General features: G+C 50.7%; 18 protein-coding genes. 12 read left to right on the top strand and 6 right to left on the bottom strand.

Translation table 11 applies throughout. From position 1 onward, the window contains the following. Window positions 1–27: 27 nt before the first annotated feature. From A0129_RS15815 to A0129_RS08940, 6 genes are all read left to right on the top strand, one after another. A complete protein-coding gene (locus A0129_RS15815; protein ID WP_367189868.1) occupies window positions 28–174 on the top strand; it encodes a response regulator transcription factor in 147 nt (48 codons plus the stop codon). A gap of 85 nt (window positions 175–259) precedes the next feature. Further along, window positions 260–1711 (top strand): site-specific integrase, encoded by a 1452-nt coding sequence (locus A0129_RS08960; protein ID WP_291714335.1) that lies wholly within the window; start codon window positions 260–262, stop codon window positions 1709–1711. A 14-nt stretch (window positions 1712–1725) separates the two neighbouring features. After that, complete coding sequence (locus A0129_RS08955) at window positions 1726–3573, top strand: hypothetical protein (protein WP_291714333.1); 1848 nt, start codon at window positions 1726–1728, stop codon at window positions 3571–3573. Next, on the top strand, window positions 3570–5588 hold the full coding sequence (locus A0129_RS08950; RefSeq protein ID WP_291714331.1) for a hypothetical protein: 2019 nt from the start codon (window positions 3570–3572) through the stop codon (window positions 5586–5588). Before A0129_RS08955 ends, A0129_RS08950 begins: the two co-directional genes overlap by 4 nt. After that, window positions 5585–6070: a hypothetical protein gene (locus A0129_RS08945; protein WP_291714329.1), complete on the top strand. Its 486-nt coding sequence runs from the start codon at window positions 5585–5587 to the stop codon at window positions 6068–6070. The genes A0129_RS08950 and A0129_RS08945 overlap by 4 nt, the downstream gene beginning before the upstream one ends. Before the next feature lie 485 nt (window positions 6071–6555). Next, entirely contained in the window at window positions 6556–8328 is a 1773-nt protein-coding gene (locus A0129_RS08940; protein ID WP_291714327.1) for a HAMP domain-containing sensor histidine kinase, read from the top strand. A 19-nt stretch (window positions 8329–8347) separates the two neighbouring features. Here A0129_RS08940 and A0129_RS08935 read toward each other — a convergent pair whose 3' ends face one another. After that, window positions 8348–9466 carry an anhydro-N-acetylmuramic acid kinase gene (locus A0129_RS08935; protein WP_291714326.1) on the bottom strand — a complete coding sequence of 373 codons (1119 nt, stop codon included), beginning with the start codon at window positions 9464–9466 and terminating at the stop codon, window positions 8348–8350. 2 nt (window positions 9467–9468) lie between these two features. Then, the gene (locus A0129_RS08930; RefSeq protein ID WP_291714324.1) at window positions 9469–10704 is read right to left on the bottom strand and encodes a peptidoglycan DD-metalloendopeptidase family protein; all 1236 of its coding nucleotides are present in this window, start codon (window positions 10702–10704) and stop codon (window positions 9469–9471) included. Between the two features lie 281 nt (window positions 10705–10985). Between A0129_RS08930 and tyrS the strand changes: the two genes are divergently transcribed. Genes tyrS through A0129_RS08900 form a run of 6 tightly spaced genes read left to right on the top strand, consistent with a single transcriptional unit; the run spans window position 10986 to window position 16593 of the window. After that, window positions 10986–12257 carry a tyrosine--tRNA ligase gene (gene tyrS / locus A0129_RS08925; protein ID WP_291714322.1) on the top strand — a complete coding sequence of 424 codons (1272 nt, stop codon included), beginning with the start codon at window positions 10986–10988 and terminating at the stop codon, window positions 12255–12257. Continuing rightward, on the top strand, window positions 12254–12979 hold the full coding sequence (locus A0129_RS08920; protein WP_291714320.1) for a histidine phosphatase family protein: 726 nt from the start codon (window positions 12254–12256) through the stop codon (window positions 12977–12979). The genes tyrS and A0129_RS08920 overlap by 4 nt, the downstream gene beginning before the upstream one ends. A gap of 53 nt (window positions 12980–13032) precedes the next feature. Beyond that, window positions 13033–14277 carry a serine hydroxymethyltransferase gene (glyA, locus tag A0129_RS08915; protein WP_291714319.1) on the top strand — a complete coding sequence of 415 codons (1245 nt, stop codon included), beginning with the start codon at window positions 13033–13035 and terminating at the stop codon, window positions 14275–14277. An 18-nt stretch (window positions 14278–14295) separates the two neighbouring features. Then, window positions 14296–14808, top strand: a complete 513-nt coding sequence (gene nrdR / locus A0129_RS08910; RefSeq protein ID WP_291714317.1) for a transcriptional regulator NrdR — start codon at window positions 14296–14298, stop codon at window positions 14806–14808. Window positions 14809–14821: 13 nt separating this feature from the next. Beyond that, entirely contained in the window at window positions 14822–15955 is a 1134-nt protein-coding gene (gene ribD / locus A0129_RS08905; protein WP_291714315.1) for a bifunctional diaminohydroxyphosphoribosylaminopyrimidine deaminase/5-amino-6-(5-phosphoribosylamino)uracil reductase RibD, read from the top strand. Window positions 15956–15963: 8 nt separating this feature from the next. Then, window positions 15964–16593: a riboflavin synthase gene (locus A0129_RS08900; RefSeq protein ID WP_291714314.1), complete on the top strand. Its 630-nt coding sequence runs from the start codon at window positions 15964–15966 to the stop codon at window positions 16591–16593. 41 nt (window positions 16594–16634) lie between these two features. Here A0129_RS08900 and A0129_RS08895 read toward each other — a convergent pair whose 3' ends face one another. From A0129_RS08895 to mgtE, 4 genes are all read right to left on the bottom strand, one after another. After that, the gene (locus tag A0129_RS08895) at window positions 16635–17153 is read right to left on the bottom strand and encodes a porin family protein (RefSeq protein ID WP_291714311.1); all 519 of its coding nucleotides are present in this window, start codon (window positions 17151–17153) and stop codon (window positions 16635–16637) included. Between the two features lie 121 nt (window positions 17154–17274). After that, complete coding sequence (locus A0129_RS08890; RefSeq protein ID WP_291714309.1) at window positions 17275–18012, bottom strand: DUF3047 domain-containing protein; 738 nt, start codon at window positions 18010–18012, stop codon at window positions 17275–17277. A gap of 36 nt (window positions 18013–18048) precedes the next feature. Continuing rightward, window positions 18049–19401: a TIGR04283 family arsenosugar biosynthesis glycosyltransferase gene (locus A0129_RS08885; protein ID WP_291714308.1), complete on the bottom strand. Its 1353-nt coding sequence runs from the start codon at window positions 19399–19401 to the stop codon at window positions 18049–18051. Window positions 19402–19415: 14 nt separating this feature from the next. Then, window positions 19416–20912, bottom strand: a complete 1497-nt coding sequence (gene mgtE, locus A0129_RS08880) for a magnesium transporter (RefSeq protein ID WP_291714305.1) — start codon at window positions 20910–20912, stop codon at window positions 19416–19418. Between the last annotated feature and the right edge of the window lies 1 nt (window position 20913).

Below are 20913 nucleotides of genomic sequence, written 5' to 3'. Positions count from 1 at the left end.
CGTCTTGGCCAAAACAACGGTATTCAGTTGACCCACAAGCAACAGCAGGTGATGCATTTTCTGGCCTCGGGTCTTTCCAACAAGGAAATTGCCCGCAAGCTTGACTTGTCACCAGAAACAATAAAAACGCACCTGCGCGAAATCTTCACGCGTACCGATGAATTATTTTTTTGAAGCGATACGCTGAAATAATTAATTTGACAAATTAATTCAGTTTTACTGTATACTTATACAGTAATTACTTCACTGAATTTACTTTGTGAAAGACCTTCCTTTTCTTCGCACTATTTCCCAGTTTGTCCCACAGCGCTTTTACATCAACGCAGTGGGCAAATTGCAGTCCGAACCACCTTCTATTAAAGGGTTCTACCCAGACTTCCCATTCCTCTATCTTTCTTCGGGCAAGCCTTGGAGTCTCGGAAACTCGTACTTGGTGAAATACGCAGAGGACAAAGTGGGGGTGTCTGCTTACAACTCAGAGACCATTTATTCCAACGCTCGAAGCTTGTTGGATTACGCAGCGTTCCTAGAAGAAGAGTCGCTTGACCCGCTGGAGATGCCTGTGGATAAGTTCGACAGGCCAACCTACCTTTATCGTGCAGACCTGATTCGACGTTGCAAAAATGGAGAAATTAAGGCTTCAACAGCACAGAAGCGAATGAGTTGCGTCATCAACTTTTACAGAGGGTTGAGCAACTGGGATTTGATAGACGATGTGATGTTTGAACGGACACACACGGCAAGAACTGCATTCATACAAATCACCAACAATGAAGGTTTTGCAAAGCAACTTGCATTAACAACCACGGATTTGGCTGTGCCTATCGCACCTAAAGTGGCTAGACCAGGGCAGGTAAATGATGGTGGATTGCTTACTCCTTTAACACCGAAGGAGCAGGAAATTTTATGGCAAGAAGTAGTCAAACTTGACCGTTGCTACCAACTGATGTTTAGGGTTGCAACCGAAACGGGAGCACGTTTACAAACAGTCTGCACACTGAGATGGTCGTCGTTGTTGGATGCACAAAGTGTTCACGGCACGTATTACATTGAAATCGGAAAGAATAGTTTGGTGGACTCAAAGTTTGAGAAGTCCTATGAATTGCAGATGTCTTCAGAGCTAAGGCAAGACCTTCTGACCTACATTGAATCGCCGTTGGCCAAAGAAAGAAGGCTGAGGTCGTTTTACGGTGACAGCGAAAACAACTATGTGTTTCTAAGTTCGCACGGAGCACCGTTTCTGACCAGTCGCCAAGAGAAATTAGACCGTAAGGGTGAGAACGACTACCCCATCACGCTTGACGACAAGTTCAAGTCTTCAAGCTTGGGCGACAAACCTGCCAAAACCAAGAAGGGCAACACTTTGCAAGTGGTCGTTCTTAATTTAAAAAAGGCGATTCGAGAAAAGTACCCTACCTTTCCTGACTTCAGTTTCCATGACCTGAGAGCCACTTTTGCGGTCAATCTACTCAACCTAGAGCTTGATTTTATGGCACAAGAAAACGCAAGGCTGAAGGCCGGAGGGGCGCAGGAAAGTATCACCATTACGGATTGCTTGCATGTAGTACGTAGAGCGATGGGGCACTCCAGTTTGACCACTACGGAGCAATATTTGCAGTTCCGCAGAAGTTCAGTGACGGCTGCCTTCAAAGACCAACTTTTACACAAGTACAGCCTGAGCATGTTGGCTCCAAAGGGTGTAGGCATTTAATCCTAGGAGTAAAAATGAACGCACCCGAAAAACATCTCACCGAAGTGCCTTGGCCTGACCCCATTGAAGTCACTATCGAGTTCAAACGAAAGCACGTCCTCCACCCCGAACGAGCGCTAATTGATTGTGGAATTGATGGAACTGGCAATCACTTTAAAACCCCACTGGGCGTGGTGTGCTTCGGGCAACGAAGAAGAGGAGCTGTGGGCAAGGGACACACATGGTCTGTAAATCCTGGAACCTTGATTCCAGAGCGACGTGTGGTGGTATCCAGGCTCATTGACTTCCTCTGCGAGAAATATTACTCAGCCTCAGCGCAGACTAAGCACCAGTCGGTGAACAACTTCAGATATGTCTTTGACTGGATGGATAAAGATTATCTCTCCAGTGGCAAGAATCTCATTGATTTCGAGAATATTGAAAGTCTCAAGGCAATGTACTGTGCGTACACCTTGCACCTCAAACACTTGGTGATGCTGAGTCAAACTGGCAGACAAGATTCACCCTTAAAGGGCATGAGTAACAAGGGGGCAAAACACTACCAATACTCTGCTCGACAACTCATCATGGCTTGCACGGGCTTAGACGAGGAGACAGTTAAAAGCTGGGCAGAATATCTCGGCTCAAAGAATAGTGCCTACGCTGTCAAAAAGTCTCAAGACAACGAAGCCATAGAGCGATTTCACGACCACTTGGTTGAGGTCATTGAGGCTCATTATCAAATTCATGTTCAGAAAAACAAGGCTGTAATTGATAGCGAACAATGGGGCTGGCTGACTGGCACACAGACAAAGTTTGATAAGACGGGCTATCACAATGTAACCGTGGAAAGCCATTACAGCGCCTTCGCTCTGATTAGTTTTTACTTCATGGTGTTGGCAACGGGCCAAAATGAATCTGTGCTGTTGGGCTTGAAAGCCAACGAACTCGAAATCAACCGTCTGAACAACACCACCTATCGGGTGGGCAAAAAAGCTCGCGCCAAAGGCAAGGAAATCATTGTGGAAATGGGCTCTGAACACAAGCCCACCTTCGAGAAATACTTGGCTGTTCGCAATGTGATTGCACCACCAAGCAACACCTTCCTCTTTCCTGATTGCCGACCTGAATCAAGCAAATCAGTTTATTCCGAAAAGCACTTATCAAAACTATGGATTCAAGCACTGGGTGGCCAGGTCTTTAAAGCCCAAGCCTTGCGTCGCTTCTACGCTCGAAAGATAGGTAAGGTAGCCCAGCAAATGGGAGTCCACTCAGGTGATGTCAACGGCATCATTTCGATGATGCTACAAAACGAGCCGCAAACCGCCACGCAATATTCGGTTGAAACCTTGGAACAAATGGCTGAGCCCTTGTCGAACTTTTTGGGTCAACTGCACGATGCTTGTATTGAGAAAAGCAGGACTGAACAAACGATTAAAGTTCACATGAAGGAGCATCGAGAAGCAGACCGTACCACTGCCTCTGGTGCGTGCGAAAGCGAGAGCGGATTGTGTGCTGAGTTAGCCGAAGGATTTACTGAACTTGTCTCCCAACCTGTGTGTGGACAATGGGAGTCATGTCTTTTTTGCAAGCACTACGGTGCCCATGCCGATGAAATCGATTTAAAGAAGCTCTTAAGCCTCAAGGCCGTGATTGAAACCTTGCACCTTGGAATGGACGAAGGTGACTTCGCTCATCGTTTTGCAGCCCTTTTACACCGCATCGAAGAGGTCATCCAAGCCATGCTTCATAAGAACCCGTCATTAACCAGCAAGGTCGAAGCCATCAAAGCAGCATGTGCAGTTGGAGACCTCGATGAATTCTGGGCAGGCTATATGCGAACCCTCAAAATCACTGGATACCAAGCAGGAGGTTCGCTGTGAGTGCATTTAATGACCTAATGGGTACTCCTGCCTTTGACTTGGGGGAAGAGGCCAAACCGCCCTCAACCTCAGACCAAAAGCTGGCGCCTGAAGACATCATTGTGGGCTACAAACCTAAAAGTGATGGAACGCTAGAACCTGTTTACTTCTCAGAGGATTTCTGGGACTTAAATTTGTACAAACCCTTGACGGCAAGACAAAACTATTACTTCTTCTTCGAGTCGTTTGAAAACCCACAACGACAGGAAATAAAAGAGCTGTGCTACCTCTGGCTGAACCGACACGCAAGCTCGGTGAGTTCTATTTTGTATTGCCAGCCATTGTATTTTAAGCCTTTCTACGATTTCGCTCGAAACCACGGCATTTCCATCAAAGAAGCGTTAAGTGATGAAAAGTGGATTGCCGATTTCGTCCACAGTGCCGTTTCCTTAACCCCAGCGACCCTTCAAAATTTAAAATGGAAAATCAAACTCATTCGACGCTTTCGACTTCAAGGCTTCATTGATTGGGGGCCTCCTTCTGAAAAGTTAACCAATGCGTTAAACAGCACCAATATTGCTTATAAGGTTGGCAACCAAACCTCGGTTATCCCTTCACGGATTTACTGCAACTTAATTACAGGACTTTCAGACCTGCTCAATGACTTCATAAAGCAAGACATCGCCAATAAACTCATTACGCTTTACGAAAAGATTGATGCTCTGCCCTATGCGGGAGGGCTCAAAGGAAAGTTGGCGGCGCTCAGCACGACAAAAAAAGGGGAGCGTAAATTAAGAAATACGCACACGATTGAGTCGCTTCTTGAAGACGTTGGACTTACCGAATGGCTTAAGAAATACAACCATGAACTAAACCTCAGAGAACTCGATAAGTTGGTGATAGTGGTCCAACTGGCCGCACGACTTTGGGTTCATTGCTTCACTGGCATGCGCGACATGGAAGTGCGTTCACTTCCCTACGTCTGCCTTGGAAAAATTGAATCCAAAGGCAAGCAAATCACAGTTATCAGGGGGCTTACCAGTAAGCTCACGGGGATGGGAGCAATCAACACAATGTGGGTGACTAACGACATTGTTCAAGTGGCCGTTGACGTTGCCCAGGACATTGGTCGCTACTTTGCGGCTTACCACGGCGTACAGATTGATGAAGGGCTGATGCCCCTCTTTCCACAGAAAGGCTCACCAGGCAAAATTAACTCGACCACTGATTTCAAGCCCAACACAGGCTCTTTAGATACGGTGTGGATGCGTCTACTCCAAATCATTTCTAATATCACGATTGAAGAGTCCGACCTTAAAGAGCTTGAACGATTCCAGTCCTTTACCCCCGACTTCAGAAAGAAGTTCAAAGTAGGTACAGTATGGCCACTACTTACACACCAACTCAGGCGGTCACTCGCCGTCTATACAGCGCGGTCTAACAAGGTCGAAATTGGTGCGATGACAGCTCAATTTAAGCACCTTGGACTTGTGATGCAGGAGTATTACCGCCGAGGCTCTGTGTGGGCCGTAAACCTTCTGGAAAGTCCAGTCCAAAACGAATATGTCTCAGGCATTCGTGGTCTGGTAGAACTCATAGAGATAAACGAAAGACTAAAGCAATTTGATGACTTCGAAGAACGAGTCATTAATGAGGCGGGCCCCCTTGCGGGTGGTGCAGGCAGTGTATTCAAACGCATCAAGCGAGATGGCGGGTCAATTATTTTGGAGGAAGACCGTGAATACACCAAACAGGCATTTGTGGATGGTCGCACTGCCTTCAAAGAATCTCCGATTGGTTGGTGTACCAAGCGAGAGGCTTGCGACAAAATCAAAATCACCAATGACACCCAGTGCATCGGGTGCGAAAACTCAGTGTTTACGCCCAAAGACGAGAGGAAACTACTGAACCACATTGAGTACCTAAAGACTGCCAAATCAGGCTACAGCACGGGCTCAATGTTTGAGAAACACTATGCCCTGCAAATAGACAAAACTGAGAAGACCTTAGCAAAAATTCGAGGAGTGAATCAATGAGCGAGCAAGCAGAAATCAAAGGTCAATTCTTCGTTGAAGCAGCCCAACGGCTGGAAAAGCAAGGTAAGAAGCTCACCATTAACTCCGTGTGTGTTGAAGCAGGAAAGACCGCAGGCTCATTTCGGGAAGACCGCTTCCCTGAAGCCTTTGCACAAGTCACTTATCTCATTGAGAAGCAGGGTAAACACAAAGTTGCTCTATCAAACCTGAAGGAAGAAAAGGAGAAGGTTGTTAGCGCAAAGCAGGAGCTTGAAACCCTGCTGACCAACGTGCAGAGCGAGAATCTGTCTCTGCAAGCTCACATCCTTACTCTGCTGTCTAATGAAAGGTACTCAAAGTCCAAGCTTCAAGAGGTTGAGGAATCCCGAGACCGATACAAGAGCGAAGCTGAAAAGCTGCGCCAGGAAGTAGTTCGCTTGAAATCACAACTGGACAAATGGGTGCCTCAAGGCGCTGTCGTTAAACTCTTTGATGATGCTTGAATTCTTCACTATCTGATTACGTCAAAAGTGCCTGTGGCTTATCCACGTTGCAGCGCATAGCCCCGAGCCGAAGGCGAGGTATAAGGCGGCCATGCGCGTCCCGAACAAGCCTGCTGTCGCTTGCCCCGAACCTGAGAGGGGCGAGGCGGTTAATCCCGCCGAGCGACAGGCTTGTGATGCTGTATCGCCTCAATTTCTCTGACAAGAAAAAGTCTCTTATTGTCAATCTTTGCCCGATTCTTTGACATTCTTGCAGTTCCCCGCAAGCCTTGTATTCATGCGGGTTGAGCAAAATGTCAAAGTTTGTTGGTCAAGGGTATGACAGCATGAATGTGAAAAACAGAACCCAGGCCGTCAGTCTTTATCGCAAAATTCCGCGACTTAACGCATCCGCCATGGCATAGAAACCCAAAGTCAGCGAAAAAGCTGGCCATCAATATAACTATAAAATGACAGACAGTTCACTATCAGGGCTAGCAGTACTGTTGGGCGTTGCCTTATACCCGTTTTTTGCAAACCACCTTCCCAATCAGCGGCAGAACGCAGCCGCTGTGATAGGTGTGGTGCTGCTGGGTTTCGTGATACTCGGTTACGACACACGGCAAGAACTTCATCACGGCACCCCGGTTCATGCAGCACTGCAAACCGCCTCGTTTCTGTTCTTCGGAAGCGCTTTTTTGGGTCGCAAAAGAGGTGTGGTTGCTGCCGAACGCTCTGCCCTGGTTCCATTCTTGATTGGCAGCGTTACCGCAATCGCCAATATGTTCACGACATCCGGTTTGGTATATGTCGCCTTTATTTGCATTCAAGCCCTTTGCCTGTTGGCGATCACCAAAACCTACAGCAACTTGCCCAAGATCAACCTGATCAAAGCAGTTTATTTCAGTCTTCTTTATTGCCTCGTGAACGGCCTGTTTCACGCGTCTACCTCGCCAGATCTTGCCTTGATTATCGACTTCAAGATCACAGAAGTTCTGTTTTATATGTTGCTCGGTACTTGTGTTTTTCACATGGTGTTTCAGGATTTTTCCAGAACACGTACGAAAAAAGGCCTCGATGAACACACCAAAATTGACCAGGACATCATGAAACTGGCCTTCCGGGGACGTCGAGTGTTAAAAGATTTCCGACATGATTTGCGTCAACCCTTAAGTACCTTGGGCATATTGGCCAGTGTAGGCAAGGCAATTTCCAAAGACCCGGAAGTCACTGCTAGATACCAACACATTCAAACTGCCCAAAAAGCGCTTAAGAATATGTTGGAAGATTTCTTTGATCAATTGGGCAATGCAATCCGGTATCCACAAGACGACAACGCCGCCCCGATGACCCTGGTGAGAGTTCACGATATTCTGGGCCCGTTGATTGAGGAGTACAGGATGCTGGCCAATGTCAAAGATCTTCAAATTCGCTACGTCCCAAGCGAAGTGACAGTCATGAGCAACAAAGAGGCATTGGCCAAGATCATCCGGAACGGCCTGGACAATGCGATCAAATACACCAACAAAGGGGGTGTAGTGGAGGGTCTGCGGAGGCGAAAAGGACGGGTATGTATTCAAATCGTAGATACTGGCTCGGGTGTTGAGAACAACAAAGTAGCCGCCCATAACAAAGGTTGGGGACATGGCTCCAGCATCGTTCGTGACCTGAGCGAACAGATTCTCGCAAAAACAGAATGCCGCAACCGCTACTACAACGGCAAATTGGCTGGCTCAGTTTTTGAAGTGATATTGCCGGAGGAAGCCGAAGTGAGTCACCGCAATAAGCTCCCCACTTTCGAAACCCAAGCTGTGTTTGAAGCACAGGTCATGGCCATGAACCACGATCAACTGCTGGAAATTCAGCGGCGACTCCCGATGCAGGGATTTGACAAAGTCGAATTCAGCCTGAACGGTGCGTATCGCGCCTACCTAAGCGCGCTGCGCAAGGGAATGTCACCTGTGTACATTCTTTATGCGGGCGACCCTGCTCAAAAAACACACGCGGTCGAGCAGCTTAAGCTATTAGGCTCTTTGCTCGACTATGAACCCTGCTGTATTTTGATTTACAACGCAAGTTTGGAAAACAATCCGCAAGTTGAATTCGCACGTGAAATGATTCGAATTCCAGTGATTCCAGGCCATACCGATGTCAGCTTGGGTGTAATTTCCGAGTTGTTTCCAGCCCGCGAAAAAAACCAGAATGCATACAATGGGCCAACAGAAAATGCGGGGAATAATACCAAGACCCTGGGCAGCAACTCACTACTGACCAGCTAATTCCCACTGAGTGGTCAGCTTACAACGCCGTGTGTAAGGCACCCAGAATGGCGGGGCGGCTCGCACCGGTCACCGAGGGGCAGTTACCCACCGACGACAATACATACTGCGCTCCGAGCCAGGCAAAAGCAGCTGCCTCAACGGCCTGGGCGGGCAAGCCCAAATTTTCAATCGGGAAAAAGTCAGCTGGGGCGCACTCACAGCGCAATTGATTGATCAAAGTGCTGTTTTTCGCACCACCGCCGCATACGTACACTTGCTCAACCAACACGGGCAAACAAGATTTTACAGCCCTCACAGCCAAGCTCAGCAGGGTCGCCATGATGTCCTCGGACGCGAGATCAGTCGAATCCGAAATACAACCGTCAAACCAGCGTGCACTAAAATCATCCCTACCCGTGCTTTTTGGCCAGGCCTGATGAAAAAAAGAATGTGTCCACAATTTCTCGAGCAAAGCGCTGTCCGGACTTCCCATGGCGGCAATCTCGCCGTCGTTGTCCATCGGTAATTCAAACGCACGCTGAGCCCATAGGTCCATCAGACAGTTGGCTGGGCCACAATCACCGCCGGTGAGCGTGTGCCCCTGACCGTTAAGCACAGTGAGGTTGGAGAATCCACCAAGGTTTAACACAGCAGTTCGGTCGTAAATGCCTTTGCCATTGAGCCAGGCTTGGTGAAAAGCAGGAACGAGCGGTGCACCTTGCCCGCCCAGTGCAACATCTTTTGAGCGCAGGTCATTGACCACATCAATACCTGTTCTACTGGCCAGCAGGGCGCCATCGAGCATCTGATAAGTGTATCCAAGATCGGGGCGATGCCGAAGGGTTTGACCATGCGCCCCCAATACCCGAACATCACCAGGCTCCAGTCCCAACAACAACAGCAGCTCATTGGTCGTGTTGGCATACAGCTCGGTCAACTCTTTTCGAGTCTGGAGGAAAATTGCGATTGAGTCAGATTCGGTCGGAAAACAAGGTGGGATGTGTTGCAGCAGTAAAAGGGTGTCCCTCAAATCTTGCGGAAACTCGGCACTGGTCGCGCCGAGAAATCGCATTTCCTGAGTTTTTGAGTCTATTTGGACCGCCGCAACATCAACACCATCTGTGCTGGTGCCAGACATGGCGCCCAAAGCGATCATGATTACTGGGCACGAGCCAAACGTTGAGCGGTGGCCAATTCCATCCTGCGATCCAGCGCCATTTGAACTCGCTTGAATTCACTGAAAGAATTACGATCCAGCGGCTCGGCTTGAGCAACAGTGATGCTCAAGGGGTTTTTGGGAACCCGGTTGACCCGGAATTCATAATGCAGGTGTGGTCCGGTTGCCCAGCCTGTGGCCCCTACGTAGCCGATCACGTCACCCTGCTCCACCTTTTGACCCACCTTAACGCCTTTTGCAAAACGGGAAAGATGCGCATAGGCAGTACTGTAGCCGCTGTGGTGTTGAATTTCCACGAAATTGCCGTAACCGTTTTGCCAGCCCGAAAACTTCACGGTGCCGCTGGCCGTAGCCATGATTGGCGTGCCGGTTGGCGCCGCATAATCCACGCCATTGTGGGCCTTCCAACGCTGCTGAATCGGGTGAAAACGACGCGGGGTGAAACCAGAAGAGATTCGGGAGAAAGCCAATGGAGACCGCAGAAAAGACTTTTTCAGACTGCGACCGTCTTCGTTGTAGTAACCGGCGTTCCGGTTGCCGCTTGGCGCAAACCAGTAGGCTTTGTGAGGTTTGTTGTTGTTGACAAACTCTACAGCCAATACACGTCCAGAACGGGCAGAGCGACCTTCGAGTGTGAGGTCCTCGTACACCACTTTGAACTCATCGCCTTTTTGCAATTCACGGTGAAAGTCGATGTCTGATCCAAAAATTTCCGTAAGCTGAATCGCAACAGAGTCAGGCATTCCAGCCTTGTCCGCGGCTGCGAATAGAGAGGATTCAATCCGTCCGGAGCGGAATACAATTTGTTTCTCAAAATTTACGGATTCAAGCTTTGCGACAAATTGACCATTGATTTTTTGAATCAGGATCGACTCCTGGCTGTCTTCATCAATGCCGCTTTTGTAACGGAGCCACTGTAAATCGCCATCCGCAGTTTGTTGAACTGTCAATACACGGCCGGCTCTCAGATTCACCAAATTACGTGCTGTTTTGTCCTGTCCCAGAAATGTAGCCAAACCTGCGGTGTTGACACCCATTCTCTCCAACAGGCCCACCAAGGTGTCACCCCGTCGAATCCGTTCCTCTGCAACCAGAGGGTCAAAGGTGTACACACCCTGATCAGCCAGATTGAGTTCAACCGCCTCAACCACCACATCAGGATTGATCAGAGCGGAATCCACAGGGGAATTTTGAACAGAGCCGGCGATTGCAACCACTGCACCAAGAACAGGGAATGAAAAAAACCCTACAATGACCCACTTTCTATGATTGTGAGATTGGGGAAGCGCGGAGTCGGCATATTGCCACCCCGACTGAATAAAGCGCTTGGTAAGAGAAAAGCCCTGTCCCCACGCGGCGATTGCTCGCTCTAATAAATTCTGAAGCATCATGTTTTAGTTTTAAAGGTGTGAAATTTCACGCGCCGATCGCCCACAATCAGCTTTATTTTCAAAAATACAACACTGAAGTTTGCCAGAGTGTAACAAAGGATTGCCAAATGAACCAGTCACCTGATAGAAGGTCCCCCAAAATTACGGAAATTACTGAGAATTTATCTGATTCCGTCCGGCACGCCCTAGAAGTGACCAAGCGTGGCTGCGAAGAACTGTTGATTGAGACCGAATGGATTCAAAAATTAGTTCACAGCGAGAAAACAGGCAAACCCCTGCGCATCAAATTGGGTTTGGACCCCACGGCACCCGACATTCATTTGGGTCACACAGTGGTGCTCAACAAGCTTCGTCAGTTGCAAGATCTGGGCCATCAAGTCATTTTTTTGATTGGTGACTTCACGTCGATGATCGGCGATCCTTCGGGTCGCAACAGCACCCGTCCACCATTGACCAAGGAGCAGGTGCAGGAAAACGCAAAAACCTATCATGAGCAGGCCGTTAAAATTCTGGATCCACAACGCACTGCAATTGAGTTCAACAGCAAATGGCTGATGCCACTGGGTGCAGACGGCATGATCCGCCTGGCCAGCAGCTACACCGTGGCGCGCATGCTTGAAAGGGACGATTTCACCAAACGATATCAATCAGGCACACCCATCGCTGTTCATGAGTTTTTATACCCACTGTTGCAGGGCTACGATTCGGTGGCATTGGAAAGCGATTTGGAGTTGGGTGGTACTGACCAGAAATTCAACCTGCTGATGGGCCGGGAGTTGCAAAAGCAAAACGGCCAGAGTGCGCAGTGCATCTTGACCATGCCACTGTTGGTGGGCACCGATGGTGTCGACAAAATGTCGAAGTCCAAGAACAACTACATCGGCGTGACCGAAACACCTTCCAATATGTTCGGCAAGGTGATGTCCATTTCGGATGAACTGATGTGGAACTGGTATACCCTGCTCAGCTTCAAATCCCTTGCTGAGATTGAAAACTTGAAACAGGCCTGCGCCGATGGAGAGAACCCGCGCAACGCCAAGGTTGCACTGGCCCAAGAGTTGGTTGCGCGCTTCCACAGCGCTCAGGCCGCAATCGATGCACTGGCTGAATTCGAAGCACGTTTCAAGCAAGGCGCGTTGCCCGAGGACATGCCCGAAGTGAGCCTGAATTTGCCTGAAGGCGATTCAGACGCCGGTTTGGCCTGGATTCTGAAAGCTGCAAACCTCTGCGAAAGCAGCAGCGACGCCAACCGCAACATTCAGCAAGGCGGGGTGAAAATTGACGGAGAGAAGATGTCGGACAAGGCCACACGCCTTGGCAAGGGCAGTTATGTCATTCAAGTAGGCAAACGCCGCTTTGCCAAGGTGCACCTGAATTGAACAGCCAAGCTCTTGATTTTGGTGCAATTGTCAGCAAAAAACCGGCAGGGTCGCGCTTCATCCTGGTGCGCCATGGTGAAACCGACTGGAACAAGGAGAAGCGGTTTCAGGGTCACACCGACATCGCCCTGAATGCGCACGGTGTGTTGCAAGCTCAATTGCTTCGGAATTACTTTGACTTGCTTCGAACACAGGGACTGTTGATCTACCATCGATGCGTCAGCAGCGACCTTAGCCGCGCGCGGGTCACCGCGAATACCATCCACGATGAGAAAATCTCCGGTATTGAATTGCATACAGGCCTTCGGGAACGTGATTATGGTCACTTGTCAGGTCTCACTGGCGATGAAATGCAGGCAAAAAGCCCTGAAGAATTTGCGGGCCTGAAGAACCGCGTGGCTGATGCACCTTTGAGCAACGGGGAGAGTCTGGCCCAGTTTTACAACCGGGTCGTGTCCACTTTCGAACAAATCAGCGCTACCAACCTGGGCAAAACCACTTTGCTGGTGGCCCATGGCGGTGTACTCGATTGTATCTATCGGCATTGCGTGGGCGAGCCCTTGGAAAAGCCGCGGGAATGGCAACTGCCCAACTGTGCGCTGAATGTGGTGGAGATTGATACCAAAGGCGAAAAACGGGTTCGCTTGTGGGCATGGCTCGGGCACTTAAACAACGACCAGCCGGGCCAAAACATGGACGAAGTCGATGGTCGAATCGCTTGAAATCATTTAGAATAATGGGCTTGTCTTGAACCCTCTCGTCTTCGGAAATCGTTATGTTTGACCGCCAAAAGGGCATCGCCCAAACCGACCCTGAATTGTGGACCGCCATTCAGCAGGAAACCACTCGTCAGGAAGACCACATTGAGCTGATCGCGTCTGAAAACTACGCCAGCCCAGCCGTGATGGAAGCTCAGGGTTCACAGCTCACCAACAAATATGCCGAAGGCTACCCAGGCAAGCGCTATTACGGCGGATGCGAATATGTGGATGTGGTTGAAGACCTGGCCATTGATCGCCTCAAAAAGCTGTTCGGCGCCGAAGCCGCCAACGTACAGCCCAATTCGGGCTCGCAGGCCAACCAGGCCGTGTTTTTCGCCTTGCTGCAACCCGGGGATACCATCATGGGCCTGTCATTGGCTGAAGGTGGTCACCTCACCCACGGCATGCCGCTGAACATGTCAGGCAAGTGGTTCAACGTGGTTTCCTATGGCTTGAACAAGGAAGAAGCCATTGACTACGATCAGGTTGAAGCTTTGGCCAGAGAACACAAACCCAAAATCATTATTGCTGGTGCATCCGCTTACGCGCTGCGTATCGACTTTGAGCGTTTCGCAAAAATTGCCAAGGAAGTAGGTGCCTACTTCATGGTGGACATGGCCCACTACGCCGGCCTGATTGCAGCAGGCGTGTACCCCAACCCCGTCCCACATGCGGATGTGTGTACATCAACCACACATAAATCATTGCGTGGCCCACGTGGCGGCATCATTTTGATGAAAGAAGAAATTGCCAAGAAAATCAACAGTGCAATTTTCCCTGGTATTCAGGGTGGCCCTTTGATGCACGTGATTGCCGCCAAAGCCGTGGCTTTCCATGAAGCACTGCAACCGTCATTCAAGGAGTACCAGCAACAAGTGGTGCTGAATGCCAAGGCACTGGCTGAAACCCTTGTTGAGCGTGGCTTGCGCATTGTGTCTGGTCGAACCGAAAGCCATGTGATGCTGGTTGACCTGCGTGCGAAAGGCATTACCGGCAAAGCGGCTGAAGCGGCCCTGGGCCATGCACACATCACTGTGAACAAGAATGCGATTCCAAATGACCCTGAAAAGCCGTTTGTAACCAGCGGTATTCGTTTGGGTAGCCCGGCGATGACCACTCGAGGCTTCAAGGAAGAGCAAGCGCGTGCTGTGGGCCACCTGATCGCTGACGTGCTTGAAAACCCTGAAGACGAGGCCACATTGGCCACAGTCCGTGCCAAGGTCAAGGAATTGACCAGCCAGTTCCCTGTTTACAAGTAAGCAAGGGGCCACGGCGTTATGAAATGCCCATTTTGTGGCAACGCCGACACCCAGGTAGTCGACTCGCGTACGTCTGAAGAAGGCGACGCGATTCGCCGCCGCCGCCAATGTAGTGGCTGCGGCAAACGTTTCACCACCTACGAACGGGCTGAACTGTTTCTGCCCGCCATCGTAAAAAAAGACGGTTCACGCGTCGAATTTTCCCGAGACAAACTTCGTGGCAGCTTGATGCTCGCATTGCGTAAACGCCCTGTCCGCGCCGAAGCGATCGATGACGCCATCTCCAGTATTGAAGAAAAACTACTGGTCAGTGCGGCTCGGGAGGTGGACACCAAGTTTTTAGGCGAGTTGGTGATGCAGCAACTCAAGCAACTCGATACGGTGGCCTATATTCGCTTTGCTTCGGTCTACAAAAGCTTTGAAGATCTACAAAGCTTCTCAGAGGAAATCGCACACCTTACTGCACCTGCAGAGGGCAACTCAAATTCCAGCAAACCCAAAGTCCGCACCCCTGCCAAAAAAGGTGCTTGAAAGTAACTAAGGCATGGCCACAATCATCCCAACCGACGAACACTGGATGCAGCATGCGCTGGCACTGGCCTGGAAAGGTCAGTACAGCACCTCGCCGAATCCGAGGGTCGGCTGTGTGTTTGTGCGCGACGGGTTCGCTATAGCCGAGGGCTTTCATGCCAAAGCCGGCGAAGGTCATGCAGAAGTCCAGGCGATTGCCGACGCGAAAGCGCGAGGCGTTTCCCTAGCGGGCAGCACCGCGTATGTCACTCTGGAGCCCTGTGCCCACTATGGCCGCACAGGCCCCTGCGCAGACGCACTGGTGGCCACTGGTGTTCGTCGGGTGGTGGCTGCGGTGCTCGACCCCAATCCATTGGTGGCCGGCAAAGGCATGGCCATTTTGCAAGCAGCCGGCATTGAAACTTCGCACGGTGTACTTGTTGAGCAGGCGCGGTGGATTAACCGGGGGTTTTTTAGTCGAATGGAACGCAAGCGTCCCTGGGTGAGGTTAAAAGTGGCCAGCAGTGCGGACGGTGTTAGCGCCTTGAATAATGGCGTTAGCCAGTGGATTACAGGCGAAGATGCACGACTGCACGGCCATCACTTGCGGGCTCAGGCCTGTGCAGTGCTCAGTGGTATTGGCACGGTTAAAGCGGACAACCCGCAGCTGAATGTCCGTGGAATTGACACTGAGCGCCAGCCACTGAAAGTGATCGTAGATAGCAAATTGGAAATTTCACCCGATGCTCGCCTCTTACAAACCGGGCGCGTCTTGATCGCGCACACGGAACCGGAAACCCCAAGCTGGCTGATTACACACCCTAACGCTTCAAACATTGAGGCCCTGAATGTGGCTCCAGTCGCGGCGGGTTTGCATTCAGGAAAAGTAAAAACAGACTTGCTGCGCTTGTTGCAGGAACTTGCGCTGCGAAACATCAACGAACTACACCTTGAAGCAGGCTTTGGGCTCAATGGTTCTTTCCTGCAAGCCGGACTGGTGGATGAAATCGTTCAGTACATTGCCCCACGGTTCTTGGGGCCGGGTCAGGGCCTGTTTCGCCTGCCCGAACTCGATACCCTACCCGCGTACGTCAGCTGGGCCATTCAGTCATTTGAACAAATCGGACAGGACCTGCGAATCACGTGGGTTCAAAATAATCAGGAGTAGTAGCACCCATGTTCACTGGAATCATTGAATCAATCGGTCAAATCAAGACAGTAGAACCCCTTCAAGACTCTGCCTATGCAGGTGTGCGCCTTGCCGTGCATGCCCCAACGCTCGACTTTTCCGATGTCAAGCTTGGCGACAGCATCGCCATTCAGGGCGCCTGCATGACCGTGGTGGCCATGGAAAAACAAACCTTTCACGTGGACGTGTCTCAAGAAAGTTTGTCGAAGACCGTGGGCTTGAGTCAGCCGGGTGAAGTGAATCTCGAAAAAGCCATGCGGCTTTCGGATCGTGTGGGTGGTCATTTGGTCAGCGGCCATGTCGATGGTTTGGGTAGTGTGGTTGATTTTTCACCGGTGGGTGAAAGCTGGCACCTGCAAATTCGTGCACCGAAAACCCTGTCGCCTTTTTTTGCGTACAAAGGTTCGGTCACCGTGAATGGTGTCAGCCTGACAGTCAACAAGGTGGATGACCATGTTTCAGGCGAATGCGACATTCACATCAACCTGATTCCGCACACGGTTCAAATGACGACCCTGAAACACCTGAAAACGGGTAGCCCCGTGAATCTGGAAATCGATCAAATCGCACGCTACTGCGAACGGATCGTGAAGACGATGAATTTGAATCAGGGTTAAATTGCGTCGATCAAGGCAAGGGGGCCAACGCCCCCTTTTAATTAGAAGGTGTAGTTCACCGTAATGGTATATCCATCGGCCTTGATGCTGTCTTTGTCATAAAAATTCTCGTAGCCGATTCGATATTCAAGCGGACCAACAACGTACGAAATGCCGAGACCGTAATTTACTGAATCCGTCGAATCACTCACTCTAAATCCTGGAACAGAACCAGTAAACTCGATGTCGTTGTAGCCCAGACTACCGTAGAGCCGGAAACTGTCATCACCTAGCGGATAAGTACCAACAAGATTCAATCCAACATAACGATCAATTTCGAACACTGCTCCCGCAAAGTTTCCTTTGCTTTGACCTTGACCTAGACGCCCTTCCAACGCGACGAAACGGTTAACCCGAAAACCTCCAACAACTGACAATGTAGAAAGATCAATGGAGACCCCATCCGACTGAATATCGATGTTCGAATAAGACCCCCCCATGTAGAGTCGGTTTTTGTCCAGAGTCATGGACATTGCTGAAATGGGCACAACAAGGGCCGAGACAAGGATTAGTTTTTTCATGCGGACATTCCTCCTTAGGACAAGTGCGCACTATAAATTAATTTACTTTTGTAAGTAATTTACTCATTTTGGGGGTTGTGCGATACGAGCAAATGAGCACCCATCTATACATTTGACCGCGTTATTGAACCTGCACACTGCCGAACAACGCTTCGGCCCTCGATTTGGTGTTGTCTGAATCAGCCCCCAAGGCAATGCCAGAGAACATGACAGGGCCTTCCGGCAGTTCTTTACCAAAGGCCTTGCGTGCATCGGCCTGTAAATCCCGATTCTCAGAAATCAACTCTGCAGCACTGGCGGCATCGCGAATCACAATGTTTTTCACACGATCGGTGTATGGATTATCAAACAACTGCCCCACTCTCTCCCCCGGTGAACCCCACACATAGCAAAGCGTCGCCGCAGGCAGACGCTCACCAGAAAGTGTGCGCGCTGCAGCCAAGGCAAGGCGGGTTCCCAAACCCAGTTTTCCCTCGTCGATTTGAATAAAGGCACATACCTTGGCACCCGCGTCGTCTCCGGCCTTGTTTTGCAAATTCGCCTTGGCGGGTTGCGTTAATATTTGCCACTGCCAGGTCAAAGTGCTCAAAACCGTTGGTTTGGCAAAGGCATGCACCAACGTGCCATAGGCCATTTCGGCCTCGGCCTTTAACACGGTTTGACTGCCAACTTTCACCAGTTTGAACTGGGTGTGCGCGGAAATATCCGGATGATATTGTGCTTTCCAAGGTGCCGGAATTCCGGCAGCAGGATCCTCTGGCCAAGGCTTCAACTTGCCCCCACTTTGCTGGGCCAGCGCAGCACTTGATACGCCCACAGAGGCTAGCAGCAACGCTGCTTTAAGAAAAACGGTCTTCATTGCAACACGACGCATACAAAACCCATCATCGCCAAATCAATCTGTTACTTGGTACCGTACATGCCAATCCACGGGAACACAACCGGATTCAATGGCTTTTTCCAGGTCAGCAGGCTCATCAATGTCCAGTTGAGGGGGTAACCACAGTGCATGCACACCTTGACCTTGAAGGGCTGCTCGGGTTTGATCAGCCACCCTCGCGCTGCCCCATTCAATGGACCCAGAGAAAATCTCAGATACACTGCGGTTGCAGGCCAAAGCCACATAACCGCCATCGTGTGCGGGCACAAAAGCCAGCCCCTGTCGGCGGGCTGCTTCCATCAGTTGACGCAAATGACTCAAAGTAAATTCGACCGCGTCGGGCCCAAGAAGCACCACGAGTTCACTGCTGCTAAGGTGCGTTGTAACCGCCATTTGCATGCGTACACCCAAATGTCCTTCTGGCTGAATGTAACGCTGAACTGCCCTGCCCCTCAGCAGGGCATCCCATTCCTCGGGGCTTCCACCATCGGTCCACAGTGCGACATTCACATCCTGTAATTTGTCCAGAGTGCTCAGCAGCAAGTATCGGGCAAACGAGGCGGACTGCTCGGCACCCAGCATGGGTATCAACCTTGTTTTCACTCTGTCCGCTCGGGGATACTTGGCAAATACAGCAACCGTCACGGGCCACTTTTGTCGTGTGTCTGCATAAAGTGTCGCCAACTGAGTGGCGGACACCCCGCGCCAATACAAGAACCGAAAGCGCCACATCAACACAATGGTTTCCCAAGTGCCGTTGACATCCCATCGACGCCCTGAGGTGTGCACAGGAACATCAACAGCCACAAATTTTCGCGGTGCGATTCGTTTCAGTCGCTTGCACAACTCAATGTCTTCCATCAAAGGCTGGTTTGGAAAACCTCCAATCTGGTGGAACAACTCACTGCTGACAAACAAGGCCTGATCACCAGTCCCAATTTTAGTCAGCCTTGACCGCTGGTTCATGAACCAGCCCACCACTGGCAGCCACGCACTTTTGCCATCAATGCGCACGTTGAATCGCCCCCAAAGACACTCATTTACCCTCAGCAAGAATGCGTGCCATGCTGCCTTGGTCAGCACAGTGTCTGCATGCAAAAAAAGCAGTACATCCCCACGGGCTTTTTCCGCACCCGCGTTCATTTGTTGCGCCCGCCCCTTGTTGCTTTGGATAGCAGTCACCTGCGGATGTTCAGCCAAAGTTTGTAAAACAGGCCAACTCAAATCGGTCGAACCGCCATCGACGAGCAACAACTCGTCGTTTTGCCTTAGCAATTGAAGCAACTCACGAACTCGGATCAAGAGGGAATCGTCGCCAGGTGCCGGCACCTCGTTGTACACCGGCATGACGATGGAGATGGAGAGCATCAGTTGCTGCCGCTCTAGAAGAACAGGGAGGCCAAACCCAGAAAAATGAAAAAGCCCATGCTGTCGGTGGTGAAAGTGAGAAGCACTGAAGACCCCATGGCAGGATCCCGACCGATCTTCTCAAGTCCGAGGGGCACGAGCACGCCAATGAGCGCAGCTACAAGCAAATTCAGCATCACTGCAAGTGTCATCAGCAAGCCCAACATCACGGCATTCGGAGATCCAAAATACAAACCCCATGCGGCAAGCCCCGCCACACTTCCCCACACCAAACCATTCAACCCGGCAATGGCCAGCTCTTTTTTCAGCAGCAGCTTGAAGTTGGCAGCAGTCACCTGACCCAATGCAAGGGAGCGAATCATCAATGTCATGGTTTGATTGCCAGAGTTACCAGCGATGCCCGCCACAATCGGCATGAGTGTAGCCAAGGCCACCACTTTGGCAATCGTGCCCTCAAAAGTGTCAATCACACGGCTCGCGAAAAATGCGGTACACAGGTTCAGCCCCAACCACAACCACCGGTTCTTTGCTGACTCCCATACAGAGGCGAACAGGTCTTCCTCTTCACGCAAACCAGCGCTGGACAGCAAATCGGCCTCGCTTTCTTCGCGAATCACATCTACCACTTCGTTCACGGTGAGGCGACCGATCAACTTGCCGGACGGATCAAGTACCGGCGCAGACACCAGGTCGTAACGTTCGAAAGCCTGCGCAGCCTCATAGGCATCATCCAGTGCTGACAGCATCAGCACCTCACGACTCATTACCTCGCTCACGAGCGTTTCCGGTTCATTGACCAACAACCGGTCCAAGGGCAAACTGCCCTTGAAGTGATCCACTCGATCGACCACAAAAACCTGGTCGGTCTGGTCAGGCAATTCATCAAACCGGCGCAGGTATCGCAACACTACTTCCAGTGTCACATCGTCACGAATGGTCACCATGTCGAAGTCCATGCGCGCGCCCACGGTGTCTTCGGGGTAGCTCATGGCGGCACGTAATTGCTCGCGCTCCTCAAGGCTCAAACTGCTGGCCAGTTTTTCAACCACATCCCGTGGCAAGTCGGGCGCCAGCTCCGCAATTTCATCGGCATCCAGCGATTCCGTGGCAGCGAACAATTCTTCGCTGTCCATGGATTTGATCAAACTCTCCCGAACCGCATCGCTCAGCTCGAGAAGAATATCCCCGTCACGATCGGAACGGACCAGGCCCCAGACCAACATTCGATCTTCCTGAGGCAAGCTTTCCAGCACGTAGGCCACATCGGCGGGGTGAAGAAGATAAAGCTTGTTGCCCAGTTCGGTGAGGTGCTGGCGGTGCACCAGTTCTTCAACGAGGCTTTGGCGCTCAGGATTGACCGTGGTTTGCTGATTGTGAACAACACTCTCGATTACTTTTTGTTTGCGCAACAGCGCCTGCACTTCGGCCAAAGCCCGTTGCGCATCATCGAGATCATGAGGCAGCTCAATGGCTGGCTCTTGATCCTGGTAATCGACGTTCTGTTCGCTCAAA

The organism is Limnobacter sp. CACIAM 66H1 (genome assembly GCF_001601825.1).
GTDB lineage: Bacteria > Pseudomonadota > Gammaproteobacteria > Burkholderiales > Burkholderiaceae_B > Limnobacter.
Note: the sequence above shows the minus strand (reverse complement) of the source record. Positions and strands in the feature narration are given on the sequence as shown.

Excerpts from the sequence above, each read along its gene's own strand:
- A0129_RS08955 (WP_291714333.1), top strand. The coding sequence starts at position 1,726 with ATGAACGCACCCGAAAAACATCTCACCGAAGTGCCTTGGCCTGACCCC.
- A0129_RS08945 (WP_291714329.1), top strand. The coding sequence starts at position 5,585 with ATGAGCGAGCAAGCAGAAATCAAAGGTCAATTCTTCGTTGAAGCAGCC.
- A0129_RS08935 (WP_291714326.1), bottom strand. The coding sequence starts at position 9,466 with ATGATCGCTTTGGGCGCCATGTCTGGCACCAGCACAGATGGTGTTGAT.
- tyrS (WP_291714322.1), top strand. The coding sequence starts at position 10,986 with ATGAACCAGTCACCTGATAGAAGGTCCCCCAAAATTACGGAAATTACT.
- glyA (WP_291714319.1), top strand. The coding sequence starts at position 13,033 with ATGTTTGACCGCCAAAAGGGCATCGCCCAAACCGACCCTGAATTGTGG.
- nrdR (WP_291714317.1), top strand. The coding sequence starts at position 14,296 with ATGAAATGCCCATTTTGTGGCAACGCCGACACCCAGGTAGTCGACTCG.
- ribD (WP_291714315.1), top strand. The coding sequence starts at position 14,822 with ATGGCCACAATCATCCCAACCGACGAACACTGGATGCAGCATGCGCTG.
- A0129_RS08900 (WP_291714314.1), top strand. The coding sequence starts at position 15,964 with ATGTTCACTGGAATCATTGAATCAATCGGTCAAATCAAGACAGTAGAA.
- A0129_RS08895 (WP_291714311.1), bottom strand. The coding sequence starts at position 17,153 with ATGAAAAAACTAATCCTTGTCTCGGCCCTTGTTGTGCCCATTTCAGCA.
- A0129_RS08890 (WP_291714309.1), bottom strand. The coding sequence starts at position 18,012 with ATGAAGACCGTTTTTCTTAAAGCAGCGTTGCTGCTAGCCTCTGTGGGC.
- A0129_RS08885 (WP_291714308.1), bottom strand. The coding sequence starts at position 19,401 with ATGCTCTCCATCTCCATCGTCATGCCGGTGTACAACGAGGTGCCGGCA.